Consider the following 22814-nt stretch of genomic DNA (forward strand, 5'->3'; position numbering starts at 1 on the left):
TTCCATCCGTCTGGCAAGGAAAAATTTGGAACAGTGAGTATCATGGCCGTTTACGCATTTGTTTTTCCCGGACAGGGCAGCCAGTCTGTTGGTATGGGGCAGGAACTTGCAGAAGCTTTTCCTGCGGCACGTTCTGTTTTTGAAGAAGTTGATGACGCCCTGGGCGAAAAACTCTCCAAAATCATTTTTGAAGGCCCGATGGAAAGCCTGACCAGCACAGAAAACGCCCAGCCTGCACTTATGGCGGTTTCCATGGCTGTTCTGCGCGTTCTGGAACAGGATGGCGGCTTGGATCTTGCCGGCAAAGTTACGCTGCTGGCCGGGCATTCTCTAGGTGAATATTCTGCTCTGGCTGCTGGGCGTGCCTTTGGTGTGGCAGAAGCCGCACGCCTGCTGCGGCTGCGCGGGCAGGCCATGCAGAAAGCTGTTCCCGCAGGGGAAGGCGGTATGGCAGCCCTGATTGGCGTTACATTGGCGCAGACAGAAGATATTTGCTCCAAAGCCTCTGCCAAAGGCGATGTGGAAATTGCCAACGATAACGGCGGCGGCCAGATTGTTATTTCCGGCAAGAGCGCAGGCATTGATGAAGCCATTGCCATCGCCAAGGAAATGAAGATCAAGCGCGCGCTCAAGCTTCCGGTTTCCGCCCCATTCCATTCTTCGCTCATGAAACCAGCAGAAGATGTGATGGCCGAAGCACTGGCCAAAGCCGAAATTGCCGCCCCGATTGTGCCCGTAATTGCCAACGTAACAGCCGAGCGCGAAACCGATGCCGATACGATTCGGCAAAACTTGGTGCGTCAGGTTACTGGCCGTGTGCGTTGGCGCGAAAGTGTGGCCGCTATGGTGGGCATGGGCGTAGATACGTTTGTAGAAATTGGCGCAGGTAAAGTGCTTTCCGGCCTTGTGCGCCGCATTGATTCTGAAGTGACTGGCCTTTCTGTGGGAACGCCCGCCGATATCGAATCTTTCCTGAAAACTTTGTAAAAACAGCGGGTAAATACATATCATGTTCAAACTGGACGGAAAAACAGCACTGGTTACAGGCGCAAGCGGTGGCATTGGTAGCGCCATTGCGCGCCTGCTGCACGCACAGGGCGCAAAAGTGGTGCTGTCTGGCACGCGTGAAGCCGTGTTGCAGAAACAGGCAGAAGAACTGGGGGAGGGGCGCGCATTCTACGTGGCTGCCAACCTTTCTGACCCGGCAGAAGCCGATGGGCTGATTGCCAAGGCAGAAGAAGCTGCTGGAGCACCCATTGATATTCTGGTGAACAACGCAGGCCTAACGCGCGATATGCTGGCCCTGCGCATGAAAGATGAAGACTGGGATCAGGTTCTGAATGTTGATCTGTCTTCTCCTTTCCGGCTGTGCCGCGCAGCGCTTAAGGGCATGCTGCGCCGCCGGGCAGGGCGTATTATCAACATTTCCTCGGTAATCGGCTCTACCGGCAATGCCGGGCAGGCCAACTATGCTGCTGCAAAAGCTGGCATTGTAGGCATGAGCAAATCCTTGGCGCAGGAAGCCGGGCCGCGTGGCGTAACAGTAAACGTGGTGGCTCCGGGCTTTATTGTGACCCCCATGACAGATGTTCTGCCAGACGCACAAAAAGAAAAACTTCTGGGCGCGATTCCGCTGGGGCGTCTGGGCCAGCCAGAAGATGTGGCTTCTGCCGTGCTGTATCTGGCATCGGACGAAGCTGCATGGGTTACGGGCACCACGCTGCATGTAAACGGCGGTATGGCAATGGTTTAAGGGGTAACGCCCTTAAACTTGGCCTCTGCATTTCTCTGCGCAGAAGAGAGGGTGCAAAATCCTTTCAGATGTGGCAGACAGACTATACAAACACGCACATGGCCAAGGGGCCGGAAGAAAGTCTTTTCCGGTTTGCCTTGGCTTGTGATGGAAAAACGTGCTAAGCGCCCGCAACCCCTGTTGCTGGGGAAGAATAACGGAAGCAGTGCTGTTTTCTATTCTTCTACCAATGGGGGTTGTGGTAGAGCAGGCACCAGAACAACCTGCCCGCATGTAAAACCGGGCCTATGGGATACAAAGACAGATGAGCGAAATCGCTGATAAGGTTAAGAAAATCGTGGTCGAGCATCTCGGCGTCGAGGAAAGCAAGGTCACACCGGATGCATCGTTCATCGATGACCTGGGCGCTGACAGCCTTGATACCGTTGAGCTGGTGATGGCGTTTGAAGAAGCCTTCAATGTCGAAATCCCGGAAGATGCAGCGGAAAAAATCACCACCGTTAAAGATGCTATCGATTACATCGAAAAGCAGAAAGCTGCCTGATTTTCAGGTACTTTTGCGTTTAACGGAAACTGTAGGTCCCTCTGCTATTTGAGGGACCATATACGTGCAGAACAGGGAGCGGGCTGGTTTGTTGCAGTCGGCCGGAGTAAATTCTGGACGGAGACGGGTAGTCGTCACCGGAATGGGCATCGTCGGACCTCTGGGTCTGGGCGTTGAAAACGTATGGTCACGTCTGATTGCAGGCGAAAGCGGGATTGGTAGAATCACGCAGTTCGACCCAAGCGATCTGCCGGCCCATGTGGCTGGGGAAGTGCCGGAAGGGCCGACCGCAGAAGGAAAGCTTACACTTTCCGAGTGGATTTCCCCCAAAGACCAGCGCAAAATGGACCGCTTCATTCACATGGGGCTGGTGGCAGCAACGGAAGCGGTTGAGGATTCCGGTTGGAAACCCGAAACCGAAGAAGATAAATGCCGCACCGGTGTGATGATTGGCTCTGGCATTGGTGGTTTGCAAACCATCTATGATGCCTCCATTACCGTGCATGAAGGTCGGGCTAGGCGTCTTTCGCCGTTCTTTATCCCGTCCGCTCTCATCAATCTGGTTTCTGGCCATGTTTCCATCAAATATGGTTTTCAGGGGCCAAATCATTCAGTTGTGACAGCTTGCGCCACCGGTGTGCATGCCATTGGTGATGCCGCGCGCATTATCATGTTTGGTGATGCCGATGTAATGGTGGCAGGTGGGGCAGAAGCAACCGTTTGCCCATTGGGTATTGCTGGTTTCTGTTCAGCCCGCGCGCTGTCCACCGGCTTTAATGACACGCCCGGAAAAGCCTCCCGCCCATGGGATAAAGACCGTGATGGTTTTGTAATGGGTGAAGGTTCCGGCGTTGTGGTGCTGGAAGAATACGAACACGCCAAAGCCCGTGGCGCCAAGATTTATGGCGAAATTATCGGCTACGGCATGTCTGGTGATGCATACCACATTACCGCACCGGCAGAAGGCCATTACGGGGCATACCGCGCCATGCGCGCTGCACTGAAAAGTGCAGACCTTACCCCGGCAGATATCAACTACGTTAATGCTCACGGCACCTCCACCATGGCGGATGATCTTGAGCTGGAAGCTGTTGAACGTCTGTTTGGTGATGATGCCCGTAAGCTGGCCATGTCTTCCACCAAATCTGCAACAGGCCATTTGCTTGGCGCGGCTGGTGCAGTGGAAGCCATTTTCTCCATTCTGGCTATTCGGGATAACGTGGCACCGCCTACGCTGAACCTGGATAATCCATCGCGTGAAAGCGTGATTGACCGCATTGCCCACACGGCGCAGCAACGGGAAATCAACGTGGCTCTTTCCAACAGCTTTGGATTTGGCGGCACAAATGCCAGCCTGATTGTGCGTGGCGTCTAAACCGAAAAAGAAGCCTGCAAAACAGCCTGCCAAAAAAGGCCGTGCTGCCCTGAAATGGCTAGGGGGCCTGTTTCTTCTTTCTGCTTTAGCAGGGGGAGGAACAGGTTTTTTTGCATGGTATAACTATACAAAACCGGGGCCTCTGCCAGTGGCTACGGATGTTGTGGTGCCACATGGTGGCTACGCCAGCACGATAAGCGCGCTACAACAAGCACAAGTTTTGCCGTCTGGCTGGTTTACAGATAAGCTGTTTGTAACAGCTATTTCTCTTACGCGTAAAAGTGGCCAGCTACACGCTGCAGAACTGCATTTTCCACAACATGTTTCCATGCAGAATGTGCTGTTTATTTTGCGGCACGGCAAACCTGTTTTACATAAGCTGACCATTCCTGAAGGGCTTTCTGCCCACCAGATTCAGGCCATTATTGCCTCTGCCCCTTTTTTGGAAGGCGAGGCACCTCTGCCAGCAGAAGGCAGCACATTACCGCAAACCTATAATTATCTGCGAAATAGCCAGCGTGCGGATATTGTAAAGCGTGCACAAAACGCCATGCAAACAGCGCTAGATACTGTCTGGCAAAAGCATGATCCAGCTTTGGATGGCACTATATCCTCACCGCAGGTTCTGCTTGTGCTGGCTTCCCTGATAGAAAAAGAAACAGCCTTACCTGCAGAAAGGCCCATGGTTGCGCGCGTTTTTCTAAACCGCCTGCAAAAGGGCATGAAACTGCAAACAGACCCAACCGTGATTTATGCCATAACACATGGCAATCCACCGCTGGGGCGCGCACTTACACACACAGATCTCGCTACGCCAGATCCGTATAATACGTATGCTGTTACGGGGTTGCCTCCCGGGCCTATTTGCTCACCCGGCCTGTCTTCATTAGAGGCCGCAGCACATCCAGCCAGTGGGGATGCTCTTTTTTTTGTGGCAAATGGCAATGGTGGACATAATTTTTCCACCACTCTGGCCGAACATAATCGGAATGTTTCTGCTTTTCGGCAGCATAATACGCATTAAGCGCTTTCCACCCTCAAGGGTAAAAAGCGCTTAATACTTCAGCATAGAAAAAACTTATCTAGAGGGGCTCAGGCTTTCCTGCTTGATGCCACCACCGCCAGATGCCCCAACCGTATCTGCTGCCAGAGCATCTGCATCGCTCTGAGAAACCGTGTTGCTGTTAGATGCGCGTGAGGATGTAGAAGACGCGCTGACATTTTTTGCCATAGCGGCATAACGCATCAGCACACTCCGCAGGGGGTCTGCATCCGGGTTGTTCACACGCATGCTCACCACAATATCTTCCGGCCCAACGCTCTGCTTGTAGTATTCACGGTTGGCATCACTGTTCACGGTCAGCTTGCTGCCGCCCAAGGAAGCACCAGCAAACACACCCTGAGATTTCTGGGCAATCAGAATATCCGTATTGCGTGCACCCGCATTTCCCTTAGCAACTGCCGTGCTCATGCTGGCAAAAGAAGCTCCAGCATTAGAAGAAAACTGGAACTGGCTATCAAGCAGAGCCTGCAAGCCGCGATCCGTCATGACAAAGAAAACAATCTCGGAACTCTGCACCCCAAACTGCAAACCGAAGGATGCGGTGCTAAGGGTATAAAATGCCGGGTCAGACCATGAACCACGCGCATCGCGCGCCAGCAGTAGGCAGCCACCATGCGCGCCACCAAAGGCAATAGACATGCGGAACATATCCGGGCACACCATCACGGCACGCGCCTTGGCCAGATTGGTTACCATCGGGCTTTGGCCGGTTGCGCCTACAAAAACATCCTGTACGCTCAGGGCAGCCTTATCAACCAGCGCCTGCGGCTTATCAGCCGCCTGAGCCGGTGCCGCAACGCACAGAGAAAACGCAGCAGCCAAAGCCAGAGAAGCAGAAGAGAGGTGAGTAACCAGACGCATGCCGGAATTCTCCACAATAAGCCGGTAAATATGATCTGCTAGAAAGCACGCTTTTGTGGCCGCAGAAAGGCCCAGCGTACATGTTTTTCATTTATGCTAGCGGAATGGACACAGCCTCGGAAAGAGCCTGCGCAATATGCGGGTTTGCAGCCATAATTGTAGCTGGCCCCGTAAGCCCACCTTCCTGCAAAAAGGGTGAAACACGTGCCCCGGCTTCTGCCAGCAAGGGCAGGGCGGCGGCTACATCCCACAGGTTGATAACGATTTCGATATAGCCATCCAGCCGCCCACTGGCCACATCAGCCAGCGCCAGCGCACCACAACCACCAGAACGGGGCATGGTGCCCATTGCCATAATGGCATCCATTTTTTCCATGAATACAGGTTTGGGCACTCTGTTGCTCCAGCCCATTTCAATCATGGAACTGGCGGGGTCTTTTACCGGAGAGGCCTGAATACGCTTGCCATTTAAAAATGCACCATATCCACGTAGGGCAGTGTAAACTTCACCCAATGCTGGGGCATCAATCACACCGGCCACGGGTTCATCCCCATCTAGCAGGCCGAGTGAAATACACCACCGGCAACGGCCACGGGCATAGTTGGACGTACCATCAATAGGATCCACCACCCAACGCAGGCTACCTGTACGGGCCACGCCACCTTCTTCGCCCTGAAAGCCATCATCAGGGAAAAGAGCTTTCATGCGGTTGGCAATAAAGGCTTCTACCGCGCCATCTGTTTCTGTCAGCCAATCCTGCGCAGATTTTTGCGAGGCCTGCGGCCCTCCCGGCGGCGGACGCATGGCCATGGCCATTTGTGCTGCATCATGCACCACAGCCCGCGCGGCTTCCAAACGTGTGGCAAGGGCTGGGCTGGGTGAAGACATATTGCTGTAACTCCTAATAAAATAAGGCATTAAAGACTGAGCGCATCATACGCCTTTACGTGTGGCAAGACGAGCACGCAGGCCTGCATTCGGCCCATGCCTTACATGCACACACCCAAAAAACTAGGCCTTGCGCTTATAAAGTTCCTTGGGCCAACGCCGGTGTAACCACAGCCAGCTTTCTGGCTTGCGCCTTATCCATGTTTCAAGGCGATCATTGATCATCTGCGCCAATGTGTGCAGATCCTGCTTGCGGTCTCCCGTATCAGGCAGATCCAGCGGTGGCTCAACCACAATACGCAAACGGGCAGGGCCAAGGCGTTCCACATAGCCAGGAATAACCGGGCATCGATAACGCAACGCCATGGCGGCAAGGGCAGGGGCTGTCATGGCCGGGCGACCAAAGAATGAGACCTCAATGCCATCATTCATTTTCTGGTCAACCAGCATACCCAGCCTGCCTCCCTTGGAGACATAAGAGAGTGCCTCTCGCGCACCTTTGGCGCCTTTGGCAAACAATGGCACAGGCGTGTTGCCCATGGCTTTATCACGCAAACGGCGGATCATGCCATCTATCAGCGGATTGCCTGCGGCCCGGTAGAAAGAGGCAAAAGGCGTGCCATGCCGGGCTACTCCGGGGGGCAGCATTTCCCAATTTCCGATATGGCCGGATACAAACAGAACAGACCCACCCTTGCGCGCCTGTTCCTCCAGATATTCAGCACCCTGAACCTCAAAACCCGGGCCAGAAGGTGTGTTTTCCTGCAAGGCCGCAATATGAGGCAGTTCCCCCACCGTGCGGCCCAGATTTTCCCACACACCATGCACAATCTGGCGGCGCTGCTGAGGGCTGAGCTCTGGCATAGCGAGTTCCAGATTGCGATATGCCACCCCAGAAACCGGCAGTTTAGGGCCAATAAAACGGCAGACATTCCCCGCAACATTGGATGCGGTGGCAGGGCCAAGCCATGTCAGAAACTTCAGCAAACCGCTTGCTAAAAGAGCCTCTGCCTGCAGCAAGGCAGCGGTGAGAGCTTTGCTGCTCATTCTGCTACCCCGTTCAAAAACTGGTCCAGCAAGACTTCTGGTGCAGCAGGGTCCTGCCATACCAGTTCTACACCTACGGTTATCACTTTCTGGCGGAAGTATTCAGGCAAACGCACGGCATCCTTGGGTGTTGTCACCAAACGCGCCTGCAGAGAAACAGCCATGTCTGCCAGACGCGCCAAATCCTGTTGTTTATAAAAATAATGATCAGGAAAGGCTACGCTCTGCGCTAATGCAATATTGCAGTTTTTAAGCCCTTCAAAAAACTTTTCTGGCCGCCCCAGCCCAGCAAACGCCACACAACGCTGCCCTTGTAACATTCTAACCGTATCAGACTGCCGGAGTTCTGCCCGCATAAGATGCGGTGCCATTTTGCTAAATCGTTCCTGAAAGCCTGTTTTATCCGGCCCGATCAAAACTGTAGCCTGTGCCCGCGCAAAGGCCTGCAATGGCTGCTCCCTTAACGGGCCGGCTGGCAAAACATGGCCATTACCCAAGCCAACACCACCATCCACCACCAGCAAGGAGAGATTTTTGTGGAGGGATGGATTTTGAAAGCCATCATCCATCAACAGGCAATCAGCACCAGCAGCCACAGCCATACGCGCAGAAGCTGCACGGTCTGCCCCAACCCATACAGGGCAAAGCTGTGCCAGCAATAAGGGTTCATCCCCTACATCCTGCGCGGTGTGTTGTGCAGGGTTTACCTGTGTTGTGGTGCGTAGGCGCCCACCGTATCCGCGCGTGAGGATGTGAGGGGCTTTGCCCCGCTGGAGCAGGCGAGAAGCCAGATCCAGCACCACCGTAGTTTTACCTGCGCCGCCTACAGAAATATTCCCGCAACACAACACGGGCACCGGTGCCGCCCAGCCCATCTGGCGCTGTTTACGTGCCGTTATTGCCGCCACAATGGCAGAAAAGGGAGATAACAGGAGCGGCCTTATTTGGACAGAAGGCTGGCTCCAAAACGCAGGGGCACGCAGCCTTACCATATCTGCGCTAGAATATGCTTTGCCAGACGTTCTGGCAGATCTGCATTGGCCGTAGCAATGCGCTGCACATTATCTGCAAGCTGCTGCCGTTTGCCAGGATTTGCGAACATATCTCGCACCCATGCAGCCAGTTCCTGCGCAGTGCTTACAATTGTAATGCCTGTGGCCATGTGCGCAAAGGCATCTACAAAGTTCTGCACCAATGGGCCAGATGCAATGGCACATCCTAACCGAGCAGGCTCGTACGGATTATGTCCGCCACCACCACCCAATACACCGGGCAGACTGTTGCCAATAAACACGCACGATGCCAGACGGAAAAACAGCCCCAATTCACCCAGCGTATCGCACACCCAAAGCAGATCATCTTCTGTAGGCATTTGCCCGGCACCACGGCGCGGCACATAGCCCAGCATCACACTTAAATCTGCCCCGCGCTCTGGATGGCGCGGAATAACCAGAACCAGCACATCCGGGTAATCTCGCCGGATCAGCTTGGCTGCCTGCGCAATCTGCTGTTCTTCACCCTGATGGGTGGAAACCGCAGCAAAAATCCTGCGGCCTGCCAAACGTTCTTTCAGACGCGCCAATTCAGCCTCATCCACCGGCAAGGGGGGGGCTGCGGTTTTCAGGTCTCCCGTTTCAAGCAGCTTGGTGGCACCCAGTTGTTTCAGGCGCTGGGCATCTTCATCCGAGCGTGCAGAAACCCACGCAAAACGCTCCAGCATCCGCTGCGCCACACGCCCCATACGCTGCCACCCCTTAAAGGAAGATGCAGACATACGGCCATTAACCAGCATGACGGGAATATTACGTGTATGGCACAGCCCCAGCATGTTGGGCCATAGTTCGCTTTCCGTAAAAACAGCGGCTTTTGGCTGCCAGTAATCTAAAAAGCGCTTGCCCCAACGCGGTACGTCCAGCGGCATGAACTGATGTACCACACGCGGGTGCGTAAGACGCTGCGCCAATAGCCGCGCAGCTGTAACCGTGCCAGTTGTGACCAGCACTTGAAAATCTGTTTTCTGCGCCAGACATGCGCAAACAAGTGGCAGAATAGAAACGGTTTCTCCCACACTGGCGGCGTGGAACCATATCAGATTTGCATTGCCCCGAGAGCGTGAAGGAAAACCCATTCTTTCCCGCACGCGGGATGGAATTTCCTTTCCCTTGGTTTGCCGCCATCTCAGAAAAAAAGGCAGAGCAGGGGAAAGAACCGTAGCTGCCACCTGCCACACGCGCGAAGGCATAAGGGAAAGCGGGCTAAGGGCCACTTTTTCCTGCGAGTAACCTGCTGGAGAAGACATGCTGGAAGGCTGTTGCGCAAGATGCATCATGTTATCCAGCGCGTGTTCCAACTTTTGGGTAAATGTTTCGCCGCCGCTGCCTTCTTCCTGATTATGCCGCTGCATATCTATAGGAGGCGCACAGGCCATGGTGCCGTGCCCAAAAGGCAGCGGGAAAATCATCTTATCCCATGTTTTCAGCCGTATGCCTGTGCATGTTGCACCCACCAGCACAATCGGTTTGCCCGCCAGTTTGGCAAGGGCCAGCGTGCCCTGCTGCGCCTGCCGGCGCGGGCCACGCGGGCCATCGGGCGTAATGGCAACAAGGGTGGCATTGCGCAAGCTTGCACGCATCCGCCTGAGAGCTGCGGCCCCACCTTTGTTTTTTCCTTTGGAATCTGATGATCCGGCAATGGACCAGATACGCCACGGGGCCACCACATCTGCAATCATGCGGCCATCACGGTTGCGGCTTATCAGCACACGTAGGCGGATATGGGGGTTTTGAGGTTCAGCCCACCACCACAAGGCTGGTGTAAGGGGCAATATTTCGTGCCAGAAAGCCACAACCGCTGTTTGCCCATTCTGGCTGGTTAACAGCGGCCATGCCTGTTCGTTTACCCGAAATGTCCATCGCGTTGTTTTAAGGGCAAACCCCAAGTACTGGCGTAAACTCCATACGCCAGCCTTGCGGGCCATATTTGTGCAATCTGTCTTCAGGGCGCGCAGCATAATCACGCAGCCTGATTAGGAGAGAAATCTCCTGAATGCAAAGCCTTCCGGCTTTTCGTTCAACACAGAAGGCTGATAGGCGATGGTGAAGCGATGATGCGCTTTTTCCCACACATCAATCTTGCTGCCTTCCGGAATAACCACCTGATCAACCCCGCAACGCAGCAGGAATTCGTATTGATCGGGCAGGAAATGCCCGGTTACACGAATTTTTCCCGCATAATGCAGGTGTTCACGCAAGCTACGCGCCTGCGTGAAGGCCCGTCCGTCACGGAAAATGGGGAATGTCAGACACACAATATCAAGCCGGGGCAGGGCGGCTTTCAGGTCTTCCACCTGTTCATCCTGCTTGAGCAGAACGCCCAGACGCCCATTGCCATTACGGCCCAAACCTTCTGCCAGACGCGCCAGCGGCACCAGCACATCACCTTCCGGCAATGGCTGATCATCCTGTGCGATCAGCCATGTATCTTCAATAATCTGGCCGTTTTCAAACAGGGGCATAAGCTGCATCCTTGAAGGGGGCTGTGCCAAGACGGCGGCACGTATCAATAAACCGTTCTCCGACCTCACGCTGGGCCAGATATGTATCTATGATCCGCGCCACGGCATCAACCGTTTCATCTTCAGAAAGTGCAGAGCCCAGAATCTGCCCGACAGAGGCATCTTCCATTGCACTGCCACCCAGAGTGATCTGGAATGCTTCCTCACCCCGTTTATCAACACCCAGAATACCGATATGGCCCGCATGATGGTGCCCGCAGGCATTGATGCAGCCAGAGATATTCAAACGCAGGTTGCCAATTTCCTGCTGGAGTGTGGCATCTCCAAAGCGTTCGCTCAGCTTTTGCGCAATCGGGATGGAACGCGCATTGGCCAGTGCGCAATAATCCAGACCAGGGCAGGCAATAATGTCTGTCACCATCTCGATATTGGCCGTGCCCAGCCCATTTGCCTTAAGGATCTGCCACAATTCATGCAGCGCATCCTGGCGCACATGGCCCAGAACCACATTCTGCAAATGCGTAATGCGCAGTTCACCAAAGCTGTATTTATCTGCCAGATCAGCCAGCAGATCCATCTGGGCAGATGTTACATCCCCCGGAATACCACCAACCGGCTTGCAGGATATGGTAACGCATGCGTAGCCGGGCTGTTTGTGAGCATGCGTGTTGGTGCGCACCCATGCATCAAATTGCGCATCGGCTTTCTGTTGGGCGGCCAAAGCATCTGCCGCGCCATTTTCTGCCTGAAACTCTGGCGTGCCAAAACGGGCCTGAATGGCCGCAACAATTTCTGCTGGCAGGCGATAGCGCGCCCGATCCATAGCCGCAAATTCTGCGTTTACCTTGGCCAGAAAAGCCTCTGCGCCCAAGGCCTGCACCAGTATCTTGATACGAGCCTTGTACATATTATCGCGCCGGCCGTATTCGTTATAAACACGCAGCACGGCTTCCAGATACGCAATCAGGTCTTCTTCTGGCAGGTCATCACGCAGCTTTACACCCACAATAGGGGTGCGGCCCAAGCCACCGCCAACGTACACTTCAAACACGGCACGGCCGTTTTCACCCTTACGGGCCAGCAGGCCGATATCATGAAAGCGTGCAGCAACACGGTCCTGCTTGCTACCGGAAATGGCGATCTTGAACTTACGCGGCAGGAACGTGAATTCCGGGTGCAGGGTAGACCACTGGCGCAGGATTTCAGCATGCACGCGCGGATCCAGCACCTCATCCGCCGCAGCGCCAGCAAACTGGTCTGACGTAACATTACGGATGCAGTTACCGCTGGTTTGAATGGCGTGCATTTCTGTATCAGCCAGCACGTTCAGGATATCGGGCGTATCTTCCAGCTTGATCCAGTTGAACTGGATATTCTGCCGTGTGGTAAAGTGCCCGTAATCCCGATCATACGTTCTGGCGATATGTGCCAAGGCGCGCATCTGGGATGAGCTGAGCGTGCCATAGGGAATGGCCACACGCAGCATATAGGCATGCAACTGAAGGTACAGGCCGTTCATCAACCGCAGGGGTTTGAACTCTTCTTCGGTCAGCTCCCCAGCGATACGACGCTGAACCTGATCCCGAAACTGCTCAACACGCTGATTGAGAAACGTACGATCAACATCATCATACGCGTAACGACCAACCGGAAGGGCAGGCTGGGTGGAATGAGACATGGCTTTAACTGTGTCCGTCTTGCTCTGCTGGTATCAGGCGCTGGCGTGTTGCGCAGCCTGCCATGCAGGTGTGAATTCGGCATGAACGCTTGGCCCAAGGGCACGAATACGCTCCCGCGTGGTTATGGGCAGCAGGCCAGACGATGTTTGCTCGACCTGTACACCATACACCCCAACCACTTCATCCGCGGCAGCTTTTGCGTTCTGGCGGGCCAGAACCTGTTCCATTTCCGCATTGGGGAAAGGATGCGCCTGCTGGATAAAAAGCTGCCACTTACCTTGCGCATCCAACCATACAATACGCCCATCAAGCAGACGGTTGGCTGTAACAACGCTCAGCCCCTGTTCATCCCGCCGATTATTTCTCCGATCCAACGCTTATCCCTTTCTGCCCCGTGTGCAGGTTCAGAATTACACAACAGATGCGAGAATATCAATATATCACGAATCAAAAACGTATCTTGAAGCACCCCCGGCACCTCAAGATACACATATGCTCTTAACAACCACCTGCAAGGGCAGATAGGACGGGTATTTTACACCCGCCTTATCAAACCAGAACGCAATCAGGACTGCGCGCGGGCACCCGTTTTGTTACGCACGGTGTCTTCTACAAAAGTCACTAGCGTTTTTGTGGCTGCTTCTACGCTATCCTTACCTGTTACCAGCCGCAGAGCAGGGGCGGCAGGGGCTTCATACGGAGCATCAATGCCCGTAAAGCCGCTGATTTTTCCTGCACGGGCGGCTGCATACAGGCCTTTGGGGTCACGCTGTTCGCAGGTGCCAAGATCGGCATCTACAAACACTTCCTCAAACCCGTCCCCAATAATCTGGCGGGCCAGATCACGGTCAGAACGCAGTGGGGAAATCAGGGCCACAATCACAACCTGACCGGCATCACGCAGCAGGCGTGCCACTTCCGCAGCCCGGCGCACGTTTTCTGTCCGATCAGCTTCAGAGAAGCCCAGATCCTTGCACAGGCCGGCACGCAGCGTATCACCATCCAGCACGGTCACATCCACACCATCTGCAAACAGACGGGTTTCTGCCGCACGGGCCAGCGTGCTTTTGCCAGAGCCAGACAGACCTGTCAGCCAGAACACAGAGCCTTTATGGCCCTTGGCGCGTTCACGGTCCTGCACGGTAACGGTGCTGGCACTTGGGTGAATAACCTTTTCACCATCTGCAATGCTGGCTGGGCCAATAATGGGTGCGCCACCCACAATACGCTGCTGGCGGTCAACCAACACACCGCGGCCATCCGTCGTGCCGGGGGTGAACGGGTCAAACTGAATGTTTTCTGCCGCAGACAGCACGATTTCCGCAAAGCCTTCGGGCGGAACTTCGGTGCCGGGATGTTCTGTCAGATCATCCAGATCTACCACTTTATCAATGGCCGTCACGGTAACGGCATGTTCTGCCGTGGCCAGACGCAGGCGGAAATGCTCACCCACACGCAGCGGTTCCTGACGCAGCCAGAACAGACGCACCCGCACGCGGGAGGCTTCCATAGGCGCAGCATCGGCATGGTGCAACAGGTCACCACGATCGGGAATAACGTCTGGTTCCAGCGTTACTGCAATGGATTGCCCGGCAGAGGCAGACACATGCGGTGCCGTATGCCAGCTTTCAATCGAAGCAATGCGGGCAGGGGTTTTTTGCGTGCCGATAATAACCGTATCGCCCACACGCACACGGCCACGTTCAACACGGCCAGCCACATAGCGGGTGTTATCAAAACGATACACATCCTGCACGGGCAGGCGCAACGCCAGTTCGGAGCGGGAAGCGGGTGAGGGCACGCTGGCCAGAGCTTCTGTCAGCGTAGGGCCTTTATACCACGGAGAGCGTTCTGAACGGCTGGCAATATTATCACCATCACGCGCAGAAGCCGGAACAAACAGAGCAGCTTCCAGCCCCAGCTTGTTCAGCAGTTCCGTTACGGATTTTTCGACCGCTTCCACCTTGGCCTGATCGAAATCAAGCAGATCCACCTTGTTCAGCAGCACAATAACGTGGCGAATGCCGATAAGGTGCAAAAGCATGGCGTGGCGGCGTGTCTGTTCACGCGCACCTTCCTGCGCATCCACCACCAGCACGGCGGCTTCTGCATCGGCGGCACCTGTAATCATGTTACGCAGGAACTGGCGGTGTCCCGGTGCATCCACAATCACAAATTCGCGCTGGCCCAAACGGAACGGAATACGGGTGGAATCAACCGTAACACCCTGATCGCGCTCGATCTGAAGGGAGTCCAGCAGGAAGCTCCACTCAATCTTCAGGCCACGCTTTTTGGATGATTCAATAATCTGGGCAACCTTGCCATCCTGAAGGCTGTCCGTATCGTGCAGCAAACGCCCAATAAGGGTGGATTTGCCGTGGTCAACATGCCCCACAATCACGATTGGCGTGGCGGCATCCTGAGATGAATAAACTTTTTCGCTCATGATATTCTATTTCCAGTCCACGCCGTAATCAGAGGTAACCCGCCACACGCAGGCGTTCAAAAGCATCTTCAGATTCATGATCCATTGCGCGGCCTGCGCGTTCAGATGTTTTGGTTGTTTCCAGTTCTTCAATCACTTCCGCCAGAGTGGAAGCGTTGCTTTCTACCGGGAAGGTGATGTCTGAATCACCCAAGGAGCGGTAACGCTTGCCGTTTTTAGCGAAATACAGATCAACCAGCGGAATGCCTTCACGCTCGATATAGCGCCAGATATCGATTTCACGCCAAGCCAGCAGCGGATGCACGCGAATGTGCATGCCTTCTTCGTGCGGCGTTGCGTACTGGTCCCAGAATTCGGGCGGCTGGTTGCGGATATCCCATTTATGGCTAGCACCACGCGGGCTGAAAACACGTTCCTTGGCACGTGTACCCTGCTCATCACGGCGGATACCGGCAATAACGCCCTGCAGCTTGTGCTTTTCGATCATGGCGGCAAGACCTGCCGTTTTGCGGGCTGCAGAACGGGCAGCAGGAGGCAGGGAGGGGTCCATATCTTCTACCGGCGGGCACTCGCCCAGCAGCAGGTTGAGGTCCCACTTTTTGGCGTATTCATCGCGGAATTTGTACATTTCCGGGAACTTCTTGCCGGTATCAACGTGCATGACAGGGAAGGGAACCCGGCCCAGAAACGCCTTTTTGGCCAGCCAGACCATCACATTGGAATCTTTACCCAAAGACCACAGCATGGCCAGAGGTTTGAGCTTTCTGTACGCTTCTCTCAGAATGAAAACGCTCTGAGCTTCGAGTTGATCAAGATGATCCATGTTTCCGTTTCCGTAACCCTGTGTATGACACGATGCGGCTGAGGGTAAAATCAGCCAAAACCCGTTAGTGTTTGATGTGGATACCGCATTCGGTTTTGTTCAACCCGGCCCAGCGTCCGGCCCGTGCATCCTGCTCACCATTGACGGGTTGCGTGCACGGGGCGCAGCCGATGGAAAGATAGCCTTCCGCCACCAACGGGTGAGGAGGCAGCCCCCGGCGCTGCATTTCCTGCGTAATGTCTTCCGCACTCCAAAATGCAAGAGGGTTGAGCCGTAGCTGCCCATCTTCTCGTAATTCCACAATTTCCAGCGTAGATCTTGTAACGGCCTGCCCACGCTTACGCCCGGTCACCAATGCCTCATAGGGCAGAGAGGCCACTTTTAGAGGCTCCACCTTGCGCAAGGCGCAGCAGGCATCCGGATCAAACGCCCATAATTCCCCGGTAGGATCTCGATTTTCGACCTGCTGGGGCTGGGGCGCTACATCCTGAACGTTGGAAAGATGCAGAAAATCCGCCAAATTCCACCGATATTCGAGGGTTTGCGGGAAGTGTTTTCCGGTATTCAGAAACAGCACTTTCATGGCCGGATCGGCCTCTGCCACCATTGCCAGAAGCAGCGCAGATTCCGCCCCGAAAGAGGAGAGAACAGCCAATCTGTCTCCCAAAAGCTCACTTGCCTTGCGCAGCAGCAGAACTGGGTTCTCCTGCACAGGCACAAGCTGCTTTGCTATGGTCGCTGTATCATCAGAAAGAGCGGTCACTACACACAAACCCGTATGACAGAAAATGTAATTAACGATGTGATACAGATATAATAAGGAACCCACAACCCAAAATTCAACGCCGCAAGGGTCATATTCCCCAATTAACTATCATAATGGATAGTTATATACACGATCCCTCATGCGCTCATGTTTTATAGTCCATTTTGTTGGCATAATATATCTTATGCGATTTATGGCCGTTTCGAAAATACTCCGGTCGATCCATCATATCCACACCGCATGCTTTCACACGCTCATTCTGACGCCCTAAAATCCTGAAATCGATCCACCCTACCGCCTAAAGCGCTCAAAATACCCGATGCAAAGCCCCCTCACGGGTCAAAACGCTCTGCATCGGGCCAAAAATCACGCTCGATCGATCAGATCACTTTTTGGGCGCTGGATTGTCCCTGCGGAACAGTTCCCATTCTTCCATCACGCTGCCGTCTGGCAGATGGCAGTAACTGATCTGCCCTTGTCTGTGCTTTCGGTGCTCAGCGTGCCGCCTTTCTTGATACAATAGACTGCAGCCGGATTTGGCATCCGCAACGGCCGTACCGCACGGTTGGCATTTTCTTCATGCTGTTCATGACAGCCACCCAGAAGTCCGGTAATTGCAACAGCAAGAACCGCGCCGGAAACGCCTTTTTTTTGCAGACATTTTGTTCTCCTTCATTCCAGCCGCATCATGACAAGCTGAATTATAAACATTTAGTATGGCGTATAGCCCTGAATATGTCTTTAACACGCAACGTGAAAACTGGCCTTACTGCGATAAAAAGGCTATAAATCACTTTCCTTCTCTATAAATCTGGTTCGGTTTGCACTCCATGCCTGATGGTTCTTCCCCGCTCGCTCACTCTTCTGTCACCTCCTCTTCGGAAGTCCGCCATGATTGGACGGTCGCAGAAGTTCAGGCTCTGCTTGACCTGCCGTTTCCTGAACTGATGTTCCGGGCGCAAACCCTGCATCGCGCTACGTTTGATCCCACGGAAATCCAGATTTCCACGCTGCTTTCCATCAAAACAGGTGGCTGCCCGGAAGATTGCGCCTACTGCCCACAAAGCGCCAAGCATGAGCAAGGCGTAAAGGCAGATAAGCTGATGGCTGTTGAAGCCGTGTTGACCGAAGCCAAAAAAGCCAAGGCCGCTGGGGCCAGCCGTTTTTGCATGGGTGCGGCCTGGCGCTCACCCAAGGAGCGTGACCTGGATACCGTGTGCGCCATGATTGAAGGCGTAAAGCAACTGGGCATGGAAACCTGTGTCACACTAGGCATGCTGGATAATGCGCAGGCTCATAAACTGCATGATGCCGGGCTGGATTACTACAACCACAATCTGGATACTTCCCCCGAATATTATGGAGAAATCATCAGCACCCGTACCTATCAGGAACGGCTGGATACGCTTTCCAACGTGCGGGATGCTGGCATCAATGTGTGCTGCGGCGGCATTGTGGGGTTGGGTGAAAATGAATCAGATCGCGCTGGCCTGATTACGGCCCTCGCCACCCTGCCCGCACACCCTGAAAGCGTGCCAATCAATCTGCTGGTTAAGGTGGAAGGCACACCATTGGCCAAAGCGGACGAAGTGGAACCGCTTGATTTTGTGCGCATGATTGCCGCCGCACGCATTACCATGCCCAAAAGCCGCGTACGCCTTGCCGCTGGCCGTGAAAACATGAGTGATGAAACACAGGCACTCTGCTTTTTGGCTGGCGCCAACTCCATCTTCTATGGTGAACGCCTGCTGACCACCCCCAACCCACAGGCCACGCGTGACAGAGCCCTGCTGGATAAGCTTGGTATGCACACAACAGGCATTAGCCTGCCTTCTGCATAATTCATGACATATTCGGTTAAAGAAATTTTTCTTACCCTTCAGGGTGAAGGTGGACAGGCTGGTCGTGCGGCTGTTTTCTGCCGTTTTACAGGCTGCAACCTCTGGTCTGGGCGGGAGGAAGATCGGGCTAAAGCTATCTGTCAGTTTTGCGATACCGATTTTATCGGCACAGATGGCGTGAACGGCGGCAAGTTTGAAAATGCGGCCGAACTGGCAGCAACCATTGCCAGTTTCTGGCCGCAGCCTACGCAGGATACAAAAGCAACCGGCCAAAAACTGGTTGTTTTTACAGGGGGTGAACCCCTGCTCCAGCTTGATGCCGCCCTGATAGATGCCATGCACGCCCAAGGCTTTAGCATTGCAGTGGAAAGCAACGGCACAGTAACCGCGCCCGCAGGCATAGACTGGCTATGCATCAGCCCCAAAGCCGGAGCTGAGCTGGTGCAAAAAACGGGAACCGAGTTGAAGTTCGTATTCCCGCAGCCGGACATTGACCCTGCTGCTCTGGAAAATCTTGATTTCCAACATTTCTGGCTTCAGCCTATGGATGGACCGCAACAGGCAGCCAACACCCAGGCCGCTATTGAATACTGTCTGGCGCACCCTTTATGGGGGCTTTCACTCCAGACCCACAAGCTTATCGGAATACCTTAATCATGCCCCTTCCTGCCCGTGATAAACAGGAATCTGCCCTTGTTCTTTTCTCTGGTGGCCAAGATTCCGCAACCTGTCTGGCATGGGCGCTGGAACGCTATGGGCGCGTAGAAACACTGGGGTTTGATTACGGCCAGCGCCATGCGGTTGAGCTGGAATGCCGTGCCAGTATTCGCCAAGGGCTTGCGCATCAGAATCCCGTCTGGGCTGCGCGTTTGGGAGAAGACCACACCCTGCCCTTGCACGCGCTGGGCGAGGTTTCTGAAACATCCTTAACGCGAGATGCTGAAATCAGCATGGCAGAAAACGGCCTGCCCAATACGTTTGTGCCGGGCCGAAATCTGATTTTTCTTACTTTTGCGGCTGCTCTGGCAGCTCGGCGTGGCATTAAGCACATTGTTACCGGCGTGTGCGAAACTGATTATTCGGGCTACCCGGATTGCCGGGATGATACCATCAAAGCCCTACAGGTTGCGCTCAACCTTGGCATGGAATCCCGCTATGTTCTGCACACTCCCTTGATGTGGCTGGATAAAGCCGAGACATGGGAGCTGGCGGAAGAGCTTGGCGGGCAACCGCTTGTTGAGCTGATCAATAAAGAAAGCCACACCTGTTATTTGGGAGAGCGCGGCACATTGCACGCATGGGGGCATGGGTGCGGCACCTGCCCCGCCTGCCAACTGCGCAAATCTGGGTGGGATGACTACGCAGCCCACAAAAAAGGCACACAGACACATGCCTGATCTTGTTTTTACCCGCCGTTTTTCCATGGGCCATCGGCTTATTCATGGTGCGAGTGAAAGCTGCGCCCTGCCCCACGGCCATAATGAGTTTGTAACCGTACGTCTGAAACCCACATCTTTTGCGCCGCTGGATGGCAAAGGCAACATGCCGGTTTCCTTCCAGAAAGCCAAAAGCACATGGCATCGGTTTGTAGATGAAAAGCTGGATCATGCCCTACAACTTGCAGAGGATGATCCATTGCTGGCGTGGTTTCAAACCAACGAGCCAGCCCGCGCGGCCCGTATTGTCATTACACCGGGAGACCCCACCACTGAATTGATGGTCTGCCTGCTTATGGCCAAGATCAATGCCTTTCTGGCAGCAGAAGGCGGCCTGCTATGGTGTTCTGAGCTGAGTATTCAGGAAACACCCACCAACACAGTCTCTTTTTCCGGCAATCCGGCAGAGTTTATCCCTACCCCACGGCCGCCAGAAAATTGCTGGTGGAACCGGGCGGATATGAGCATATCCGATACCAACAGCCCGGTTACCTTTATCTGATAAAACGCAATAAGAGCCTGCCGCAATAACAGGCAGGCTCTATGCAATATCAGGCTTCTTTCAGCCCCAGAACACTGGTGGTTTTATCAAATAGCTGCGCACAGAGTGCCGGATTATCTGCCAGTTTCTGGCCATAGGATGGGATAATCTGCTTCAGCTTTTCTTCCCACTCAGGCAGCTTGCTGGCAAAGCACTTTTTCAGAACCGTCAGCATAATTGGGGCTGCAGTTGATGCACCCGGAGAAGCCCCCAGAAGTGCGGCCACAGATCCATCTGCGCTGGAAATAACTTCCGTACCAAATTGCAGAACACCGCCTTTTTTGGCGTCTTTCTTGATAATCTGCACGCGCTGGCCAGCCACAACCAGTTCCCAATCCTTGGCCTGTGCATCGGGAATAAAGTCCCGCAGCGCCTTGATCCGATCGTTATGGGACTGCATGACCTGTTCGATCAGATACTTGGTAAGCGGCCAGTTATCACGGGCCACAGCCAGCATGGCGCTGATATTGCTTGCCCGAATGGAACGCGGCAGGTCCATTAAGGAACCATTTTTCAGGAACCGGGTAGAAAAGCCCGCATATGGGCCAAACAGCAGCGCTGGGGTGCCGTCTATCATGCGTGTATCCAGATGCGGAACAGACATGGGCGGTGCACCAACAGAGGCCTTGCCATAAATCTTGGCATGGTGCTGTGCAATCAGATCCGGATTGGTGCAACGCAGGAACTGCCCGCTAACCGGGAAGCCACCCACACCGCGAGATTCCGGGATACCCGTTTTCTGCAACAGCGGCAGAGCACCACCACCACCACCGATAAAGACAAACCGCGCCTTAACCTCACGTTCCGTATTCAGGCGCGTATCCTGCACCTTAATAACCCAGCGGCCATCTGCATCACGGCGGATATCATGCACCTCGTGCTTGGTGTGCAATGTGCAGGCTGGCGTGCTGACCAGATAGGTAAACAGCAAGCGCGTAAGTGCACCAAAGTTTACATCCGTGCCGCGCAGGCTGCGCGTGACAGCCAGATTTTGGCCCGCGGGGCGGTTGCGCATAATCAGCGGTGCCCACTGCGCAATCTGTGCCTGATCCTGCGTAAACTCCATGCCGGAAAACAGCGGGTGTTCGCTCAGCGCCTTATAACGGGCTTGCAGGAAGGATACGTTTTTATCCCCCCACACAAAGCTCATATGTGGCACGGGGGTCAGAAAATCTCGCGCAGAAGCCAGAATGTTCTGCTCAACCAGATACGTCCAGAACTGGCGGGAAACCTGAAACTGCTCGTTTACGTTGATAGCCTTGGAGATATCAACGCTGCCATCTGCCTGCTGTGGCGTGTAGTTTAGCTCACACAAAGCAGAATGGCCTGTGCCGGCGTTGTTCCAGGCGTTGGAGCTTTCTTCCGCCACGCTATCCAGGCGTTCAAAAATGCTGATGCTCCAGTCCGGCTGAAGCTGCCGCAGCAGGGTTCCCAGCGTGGCGCTCATGACGCCCCCACCGATCAGGACGACATCAACAGAAGAAGCGGTATCGGTCGTGGTGGAACTCATCGTGGTCTCCGCATTGTCAGCCGTATCTGCCTTTTGCACCTTACATGCTGGCAGGGCTGGATCCATACCTGCACATGCCCCCAACTTCTTTTGCATGCAAGAAAGAAGTATGCGCGCGCGGCAGGCCTTTAACTGGAAAGCATTATAGGCACATCGTTGCGCTCTCGCCTGCTCATCTCTGCGAGAGCATGGCAGCTTTTCCTGAACCATTCCCCCGTAAGAGCGTTTGGGCTGCTAACCGTTAGGATGGTTTTCTAACATTCACACATAAATGAAAAGGTTTGGGTATGAGCATTATCAAATACGGTTCCGCACATTGGGAAGGTTCCATCAAGGAAGGCAAAGGCACAATTTCCACCGAAAGTGGAGCCTTAAAAGACCAACCTTACGGCTTTAACACCCGCTTTGAAGGCAAGCCCGGTTCCAACCCGGAAGAGCTTTTGGGCGCTGCACATGCCGCCTGTTTTTCCATGGCTTTTTCGCTCATTCTGGGTGAAGCGGGGCTGACCGCTTCTGCCATTGATACACGCGCAGACGTGAGCCTGAACAAAAAGGATGGCGGGTTTGAAATAGATAAAGTCAACCTCACCCTTAAGGCGCGTATTCCGGGCGCAACTGCGGATCAGTTTGAAAAACTGGCCACAAAAGCCAAGGAAGGCTGCCCGGTTTCCAAACTGTTCAAAGGGGCCTCCATTACTTTGGAAGCCACTCTGCTAGACTAAAAGG

At 54.3% G+C, this 22814-nt stretch carries 22 protein-coding genes and 1 pseudogene; 10 read left to right on the forward strand and 13 right to left on the reverse strand.

What is annotated here, in order from left to right; translation table 11 throughout:
* Positions 1-42: 42 nt before the first annotated feature.
* The 5 genes from fabD (at position 43) to mltG (ending at position 4696) form a co-directional block, all read left to right on the forward strand.
* Positions 43-987, forward strand: a complete 945-nt coding sequence (fabD, locus tag ABNV41_RS05480; RefSeq protein ID WP_050819719.1) for an ACP S-malonyltransferase — start codon at positions 43-45, stop codon at positions 985-987.
* Between the two features lie 22 nt (positions 988-1009).
* Positions 1010-1753 (forward strand): 3-oxoacyl-[acyl-carrier-protein] reductase, encoded by a 744-nt coding sequence (fabG, locus tag ABNV41_RS05485; RefSeq protein WP_050819718.1) that lies wholly within the window; start codon positions 1010-1012, stop codon positions 1751-1753.
* A gap of 304 nt (positions 1754-2057) precedes the next feature.
* Positions 2058-2297, forward strand: coding sequence for an acyl carrier protein (locus ABNV41_RS05490; RefSeq protein WP_003628807.1), 240 nt, complete (start codon positions 2058-2060; stop codon positions 2295-2297).
* A gap of 64 nt (positions 2298-2361) precedes the next feature.
* Entirely contained in the window at positions 2362-3672 is a 1311-nt protein-coding gene (fabF, locus tag ABNV41_RS05495; protein WP_006115244.1) for a beta-ketoacyl-ACP synthase II, read from the forward strand.
* Entirely contained in the window at positions 3662-4696 is a 1035-nt protein-coding gene (gene mltG / locus ABNV41_RS05500) for an endolytic transglycosylase MltG (protein ID WP_080986788.1), read from the forward strand. Before fabF ends, mltG begins: the two co-directional genes overlap by 11 nt.
* Before the next feature lie 54 nt (positions 4697-4750).
* Here the strand turns inward: mltG and ABNV41_RS05505 are convergent, their stop codons facing one another.
* The 12 genes and pseudogenes from ABNV41_RS05505 to ABNV41_RS05560 all read right to left on the reverse strand — a co-directional run bounded on the left by ABNV41_RS05505 (position 4751) and on the right by ABNV41_RS05560 (position 17303).
* On the reverse strand, positions 4751-5596 hold the full coding sequence (locus tag ABNV41_RS05505) for a lipid-binding SYLF domain-containing protein (RefSeq protein WP_004449106.1): 846 nt from the start codon (positions 5594-5596) through the stop codon (positions 4751-4753).
* Between the two features lie 91 nt (positions 5597-5687).
* Positions 5688-6515 (reverse strand): inositol monophosphatase family protein, encoded by an 828-nt coding sequence (locus tag ABNV41_RS05510; protein WP_006115241.1) that lies wholly within the window; start codon positions 6513-6515, stop codon positions 5688-5690.
* 93 nt (positions 6516-6608) lie between these two features.
* Positions 6609-7532, reverse strand: coding sequence for a lysophospholipid acyltransferase family protein (locus tag ABNV41_RS05515; RefSeq protein ID WP_050819717.1), 924 nt, complete (start codon positions 7530-7532; stop codon positions 6609-6611).
* The gene (lpxK, locus tag ABNV41_RS05520) at positions 7529-8524 is read right to left on the reverse strand and encodes a tetraacyldisaccharide 4'-kinase (RefSeq protein WP_050819716.1); all 996 of its coding nucleotides are present in this window, start codon (positions 8522-8524) and stop codon (positions 7529-7531) included. The genes ABNV41_RS05515 and lpxK overlap by 4 nt, the downstream gene beginning before the upstream one ends.
* Positions 8518-10542, reverse strand: coding sequence for a glycosyltransferase N-terminal domain-containing protein (locus ABNV41_RS05525; RefSeq protein ID WP_196332547.1), 2025 nt, complete (start codon positions 10540-10542; stop codon positions 8518-8520). Before ABNV41_RS05525 ends, lpxK begins: the two co-directional genes overlap by 7 nt.
* Before the next feature lie 15 nt (positions 10543-10557).
* Positions 10558-11046 (reverse strand): DUF934 domain-containing protein, encoded by a 489-nt coding sequence (locus ABNV41_RS05530; RefSeq protein ID WP_050819714.1) that lies wholly within the window; start codon positions 11044-11046, stop codon positions 10558-10560.
* Positions 11033-12724 (reverse strand): nitrite/sulfite reductase, encoded by a 1692-nt coding sequence (locus tag ABNV41_RS05535; protein WP_349935056.1) that lies wholly within the window; start codon positions 12722-12724, stop codon positions 11033-11035. The genes ABNV41_RS05530 and ABNV41_RS05535 overlap by 14 nt, the downstream gene beginning before the upstream one ends.
* 33 nt (positions 12725-12757) lie before the next feature.
* Positions 12758-13099 (reverse strand): DUF2849 domain-containing protein, encoded by a 342-nt coding sequence (locus tag ABNV41_RS05540; protein ID WP_003628795.1) that lies wholly within the window; start codon positions 13097-13099, stop codon positions 12758-12760.
* 191 nt (positions 13100-13290) lie between these two features.
* The gene (cysC, locus tag ABNV41_RS05545; RefSeq protein WP_050819712.1) at positions 13291-15171 is read right to left on the reverse strand and encodes an adenylyl-sulfate kinase; all 1881 of its coding nucleotides are present in this window, start codon (positions 15169-15171) and stop codon (positions 13291-13293) included.
* 28 nt (positions 15172-15199) lie between these two features.
* The gene (gene cysD, locus ABNV41_RS05550) at positions 15200-15994 is read right to left on the reverse strand and encodes a sulfate adenylyltransferase subunit CysD (protein ID WP_050819711.1); all 795 of its coding nucleotides are present in this window, start codon (positions 15992-15994) and stop codon (positions 15200-15202) included.
* Between the two features lie 64 nt (positions 15995-16058).
* A complete protein-coding gene (locus ABNV41_RS05555) occupies positions 16059-16823 on the reverse strand; it encodes a phosphoadenylyl-sulfate reductase (protein WP_349935057.1) in 765 nt (254 codons plus the stop codon).
* 322 nt (positions 16824-17145) lie between these two features.
* A pseudogene (locus ABNV41_RS05560) lies at positions 17146-17303 on the reverse strand (DUF333 domain-containing protein).
* Between the two features lie 287 nt (positions 17304-17590).
* Between ABNV41_RS05560 and bioB the strand changes: the two are divergent.
* The 4 genes from bioB to ABNV41_RS05580 are packed head-to-tail and all read left to right on the forward strand — an operon-like array spanning position 17591 to position 20539.
* Complete coding sequence (gene bioB / locus ABNV41_RS05565; RefSeq protein ID WP_050819709.1) at positions 17591-18601, forward strand: biotin synthase BioB; 1011 nt, start codon at positions 17591-17593, stop codon at positions 18599-18601.
* A 3-nt stretch (positions 18602-18604) separates the two neighbouring features.
* On the forward strand, positions 18605-19255 hold the full coding sequence (gene queE, locus ABNV41_RS05570) for a 7-carboxy-7-deazaguanine synthase (protein WP_050819708.1): 651 nt from the start codon (positions 18605-18607) through the stop codon (positions 19253-19255).
* A 2-nt stretch (positions 19256-19257) separates the two neighbouring features.
* Complete coding sequence (gene queC / locus ABNV41_RS05575) at positions 19258-19998, forward strand: 7-cyano-7-deazaguanine synthase QueC (protein ID WP_050819707.1); 741 nt, start codon at positions 19258-19260, stop codon at positions 19996-19998.
* Complete coding sequence (locus ABNV41_RS05580) at positions 19991-20539, forward strand: 6-carboxytetrahydropterin synthase (RefSeq protein ID WP_050819706.1); 549 nt, start codon at positions 19991-19993, stop codon at positions 20537-20539. Before queC ends, ABNV41_RS05580 begins: the two co-directional genes overlap by 8 nt.
* 49 nt (positions 20540-20588) lie before the next feature.
* On the opposite strand, the gene ABNV41_RS05585 is transcribed toward ABNV41_RS05580, so the two are convergent.
* On the reverse strand, positions 20589-22298 hold the full coding sequence (locus ABNV41_RS05585; protein WP_310257305.1) for a malate:quinone oxidoreductase: 1710 nt from the start codon (positions 22296-22298) through the stop codon (positions 20589-20591).
* 77 nt (positions 22299-22375) lie between these two features.
* Here ABNV41_RS05585 and ABNV41_RS05590 point away from each other — a divergent pair, with 77 nt between their 5' ends.
* Positions 22376-22810, forward strand: a complete 435-nt coding sequence (locus tag ABNV41_RS05590) for an OsmC family protein (RefSeq protein WP_003623526.1) — start codon at positions 22376-22378, stop codon at positions 22808-22810.
* The last annotated feature ends 4 nt before the right edge of the window (positions 22811-22814 follow it).

It is taken from the genome of Acetobacter sp. A11-2, assembly GCF_040208445.1.
Classification (GTDB): Bacteria; Pseudomonadota; Alphaproteobacteria; order Acetobacterales; family Acetobacteraceae; genus Acetobacter; species Acetobacter oryzoeni.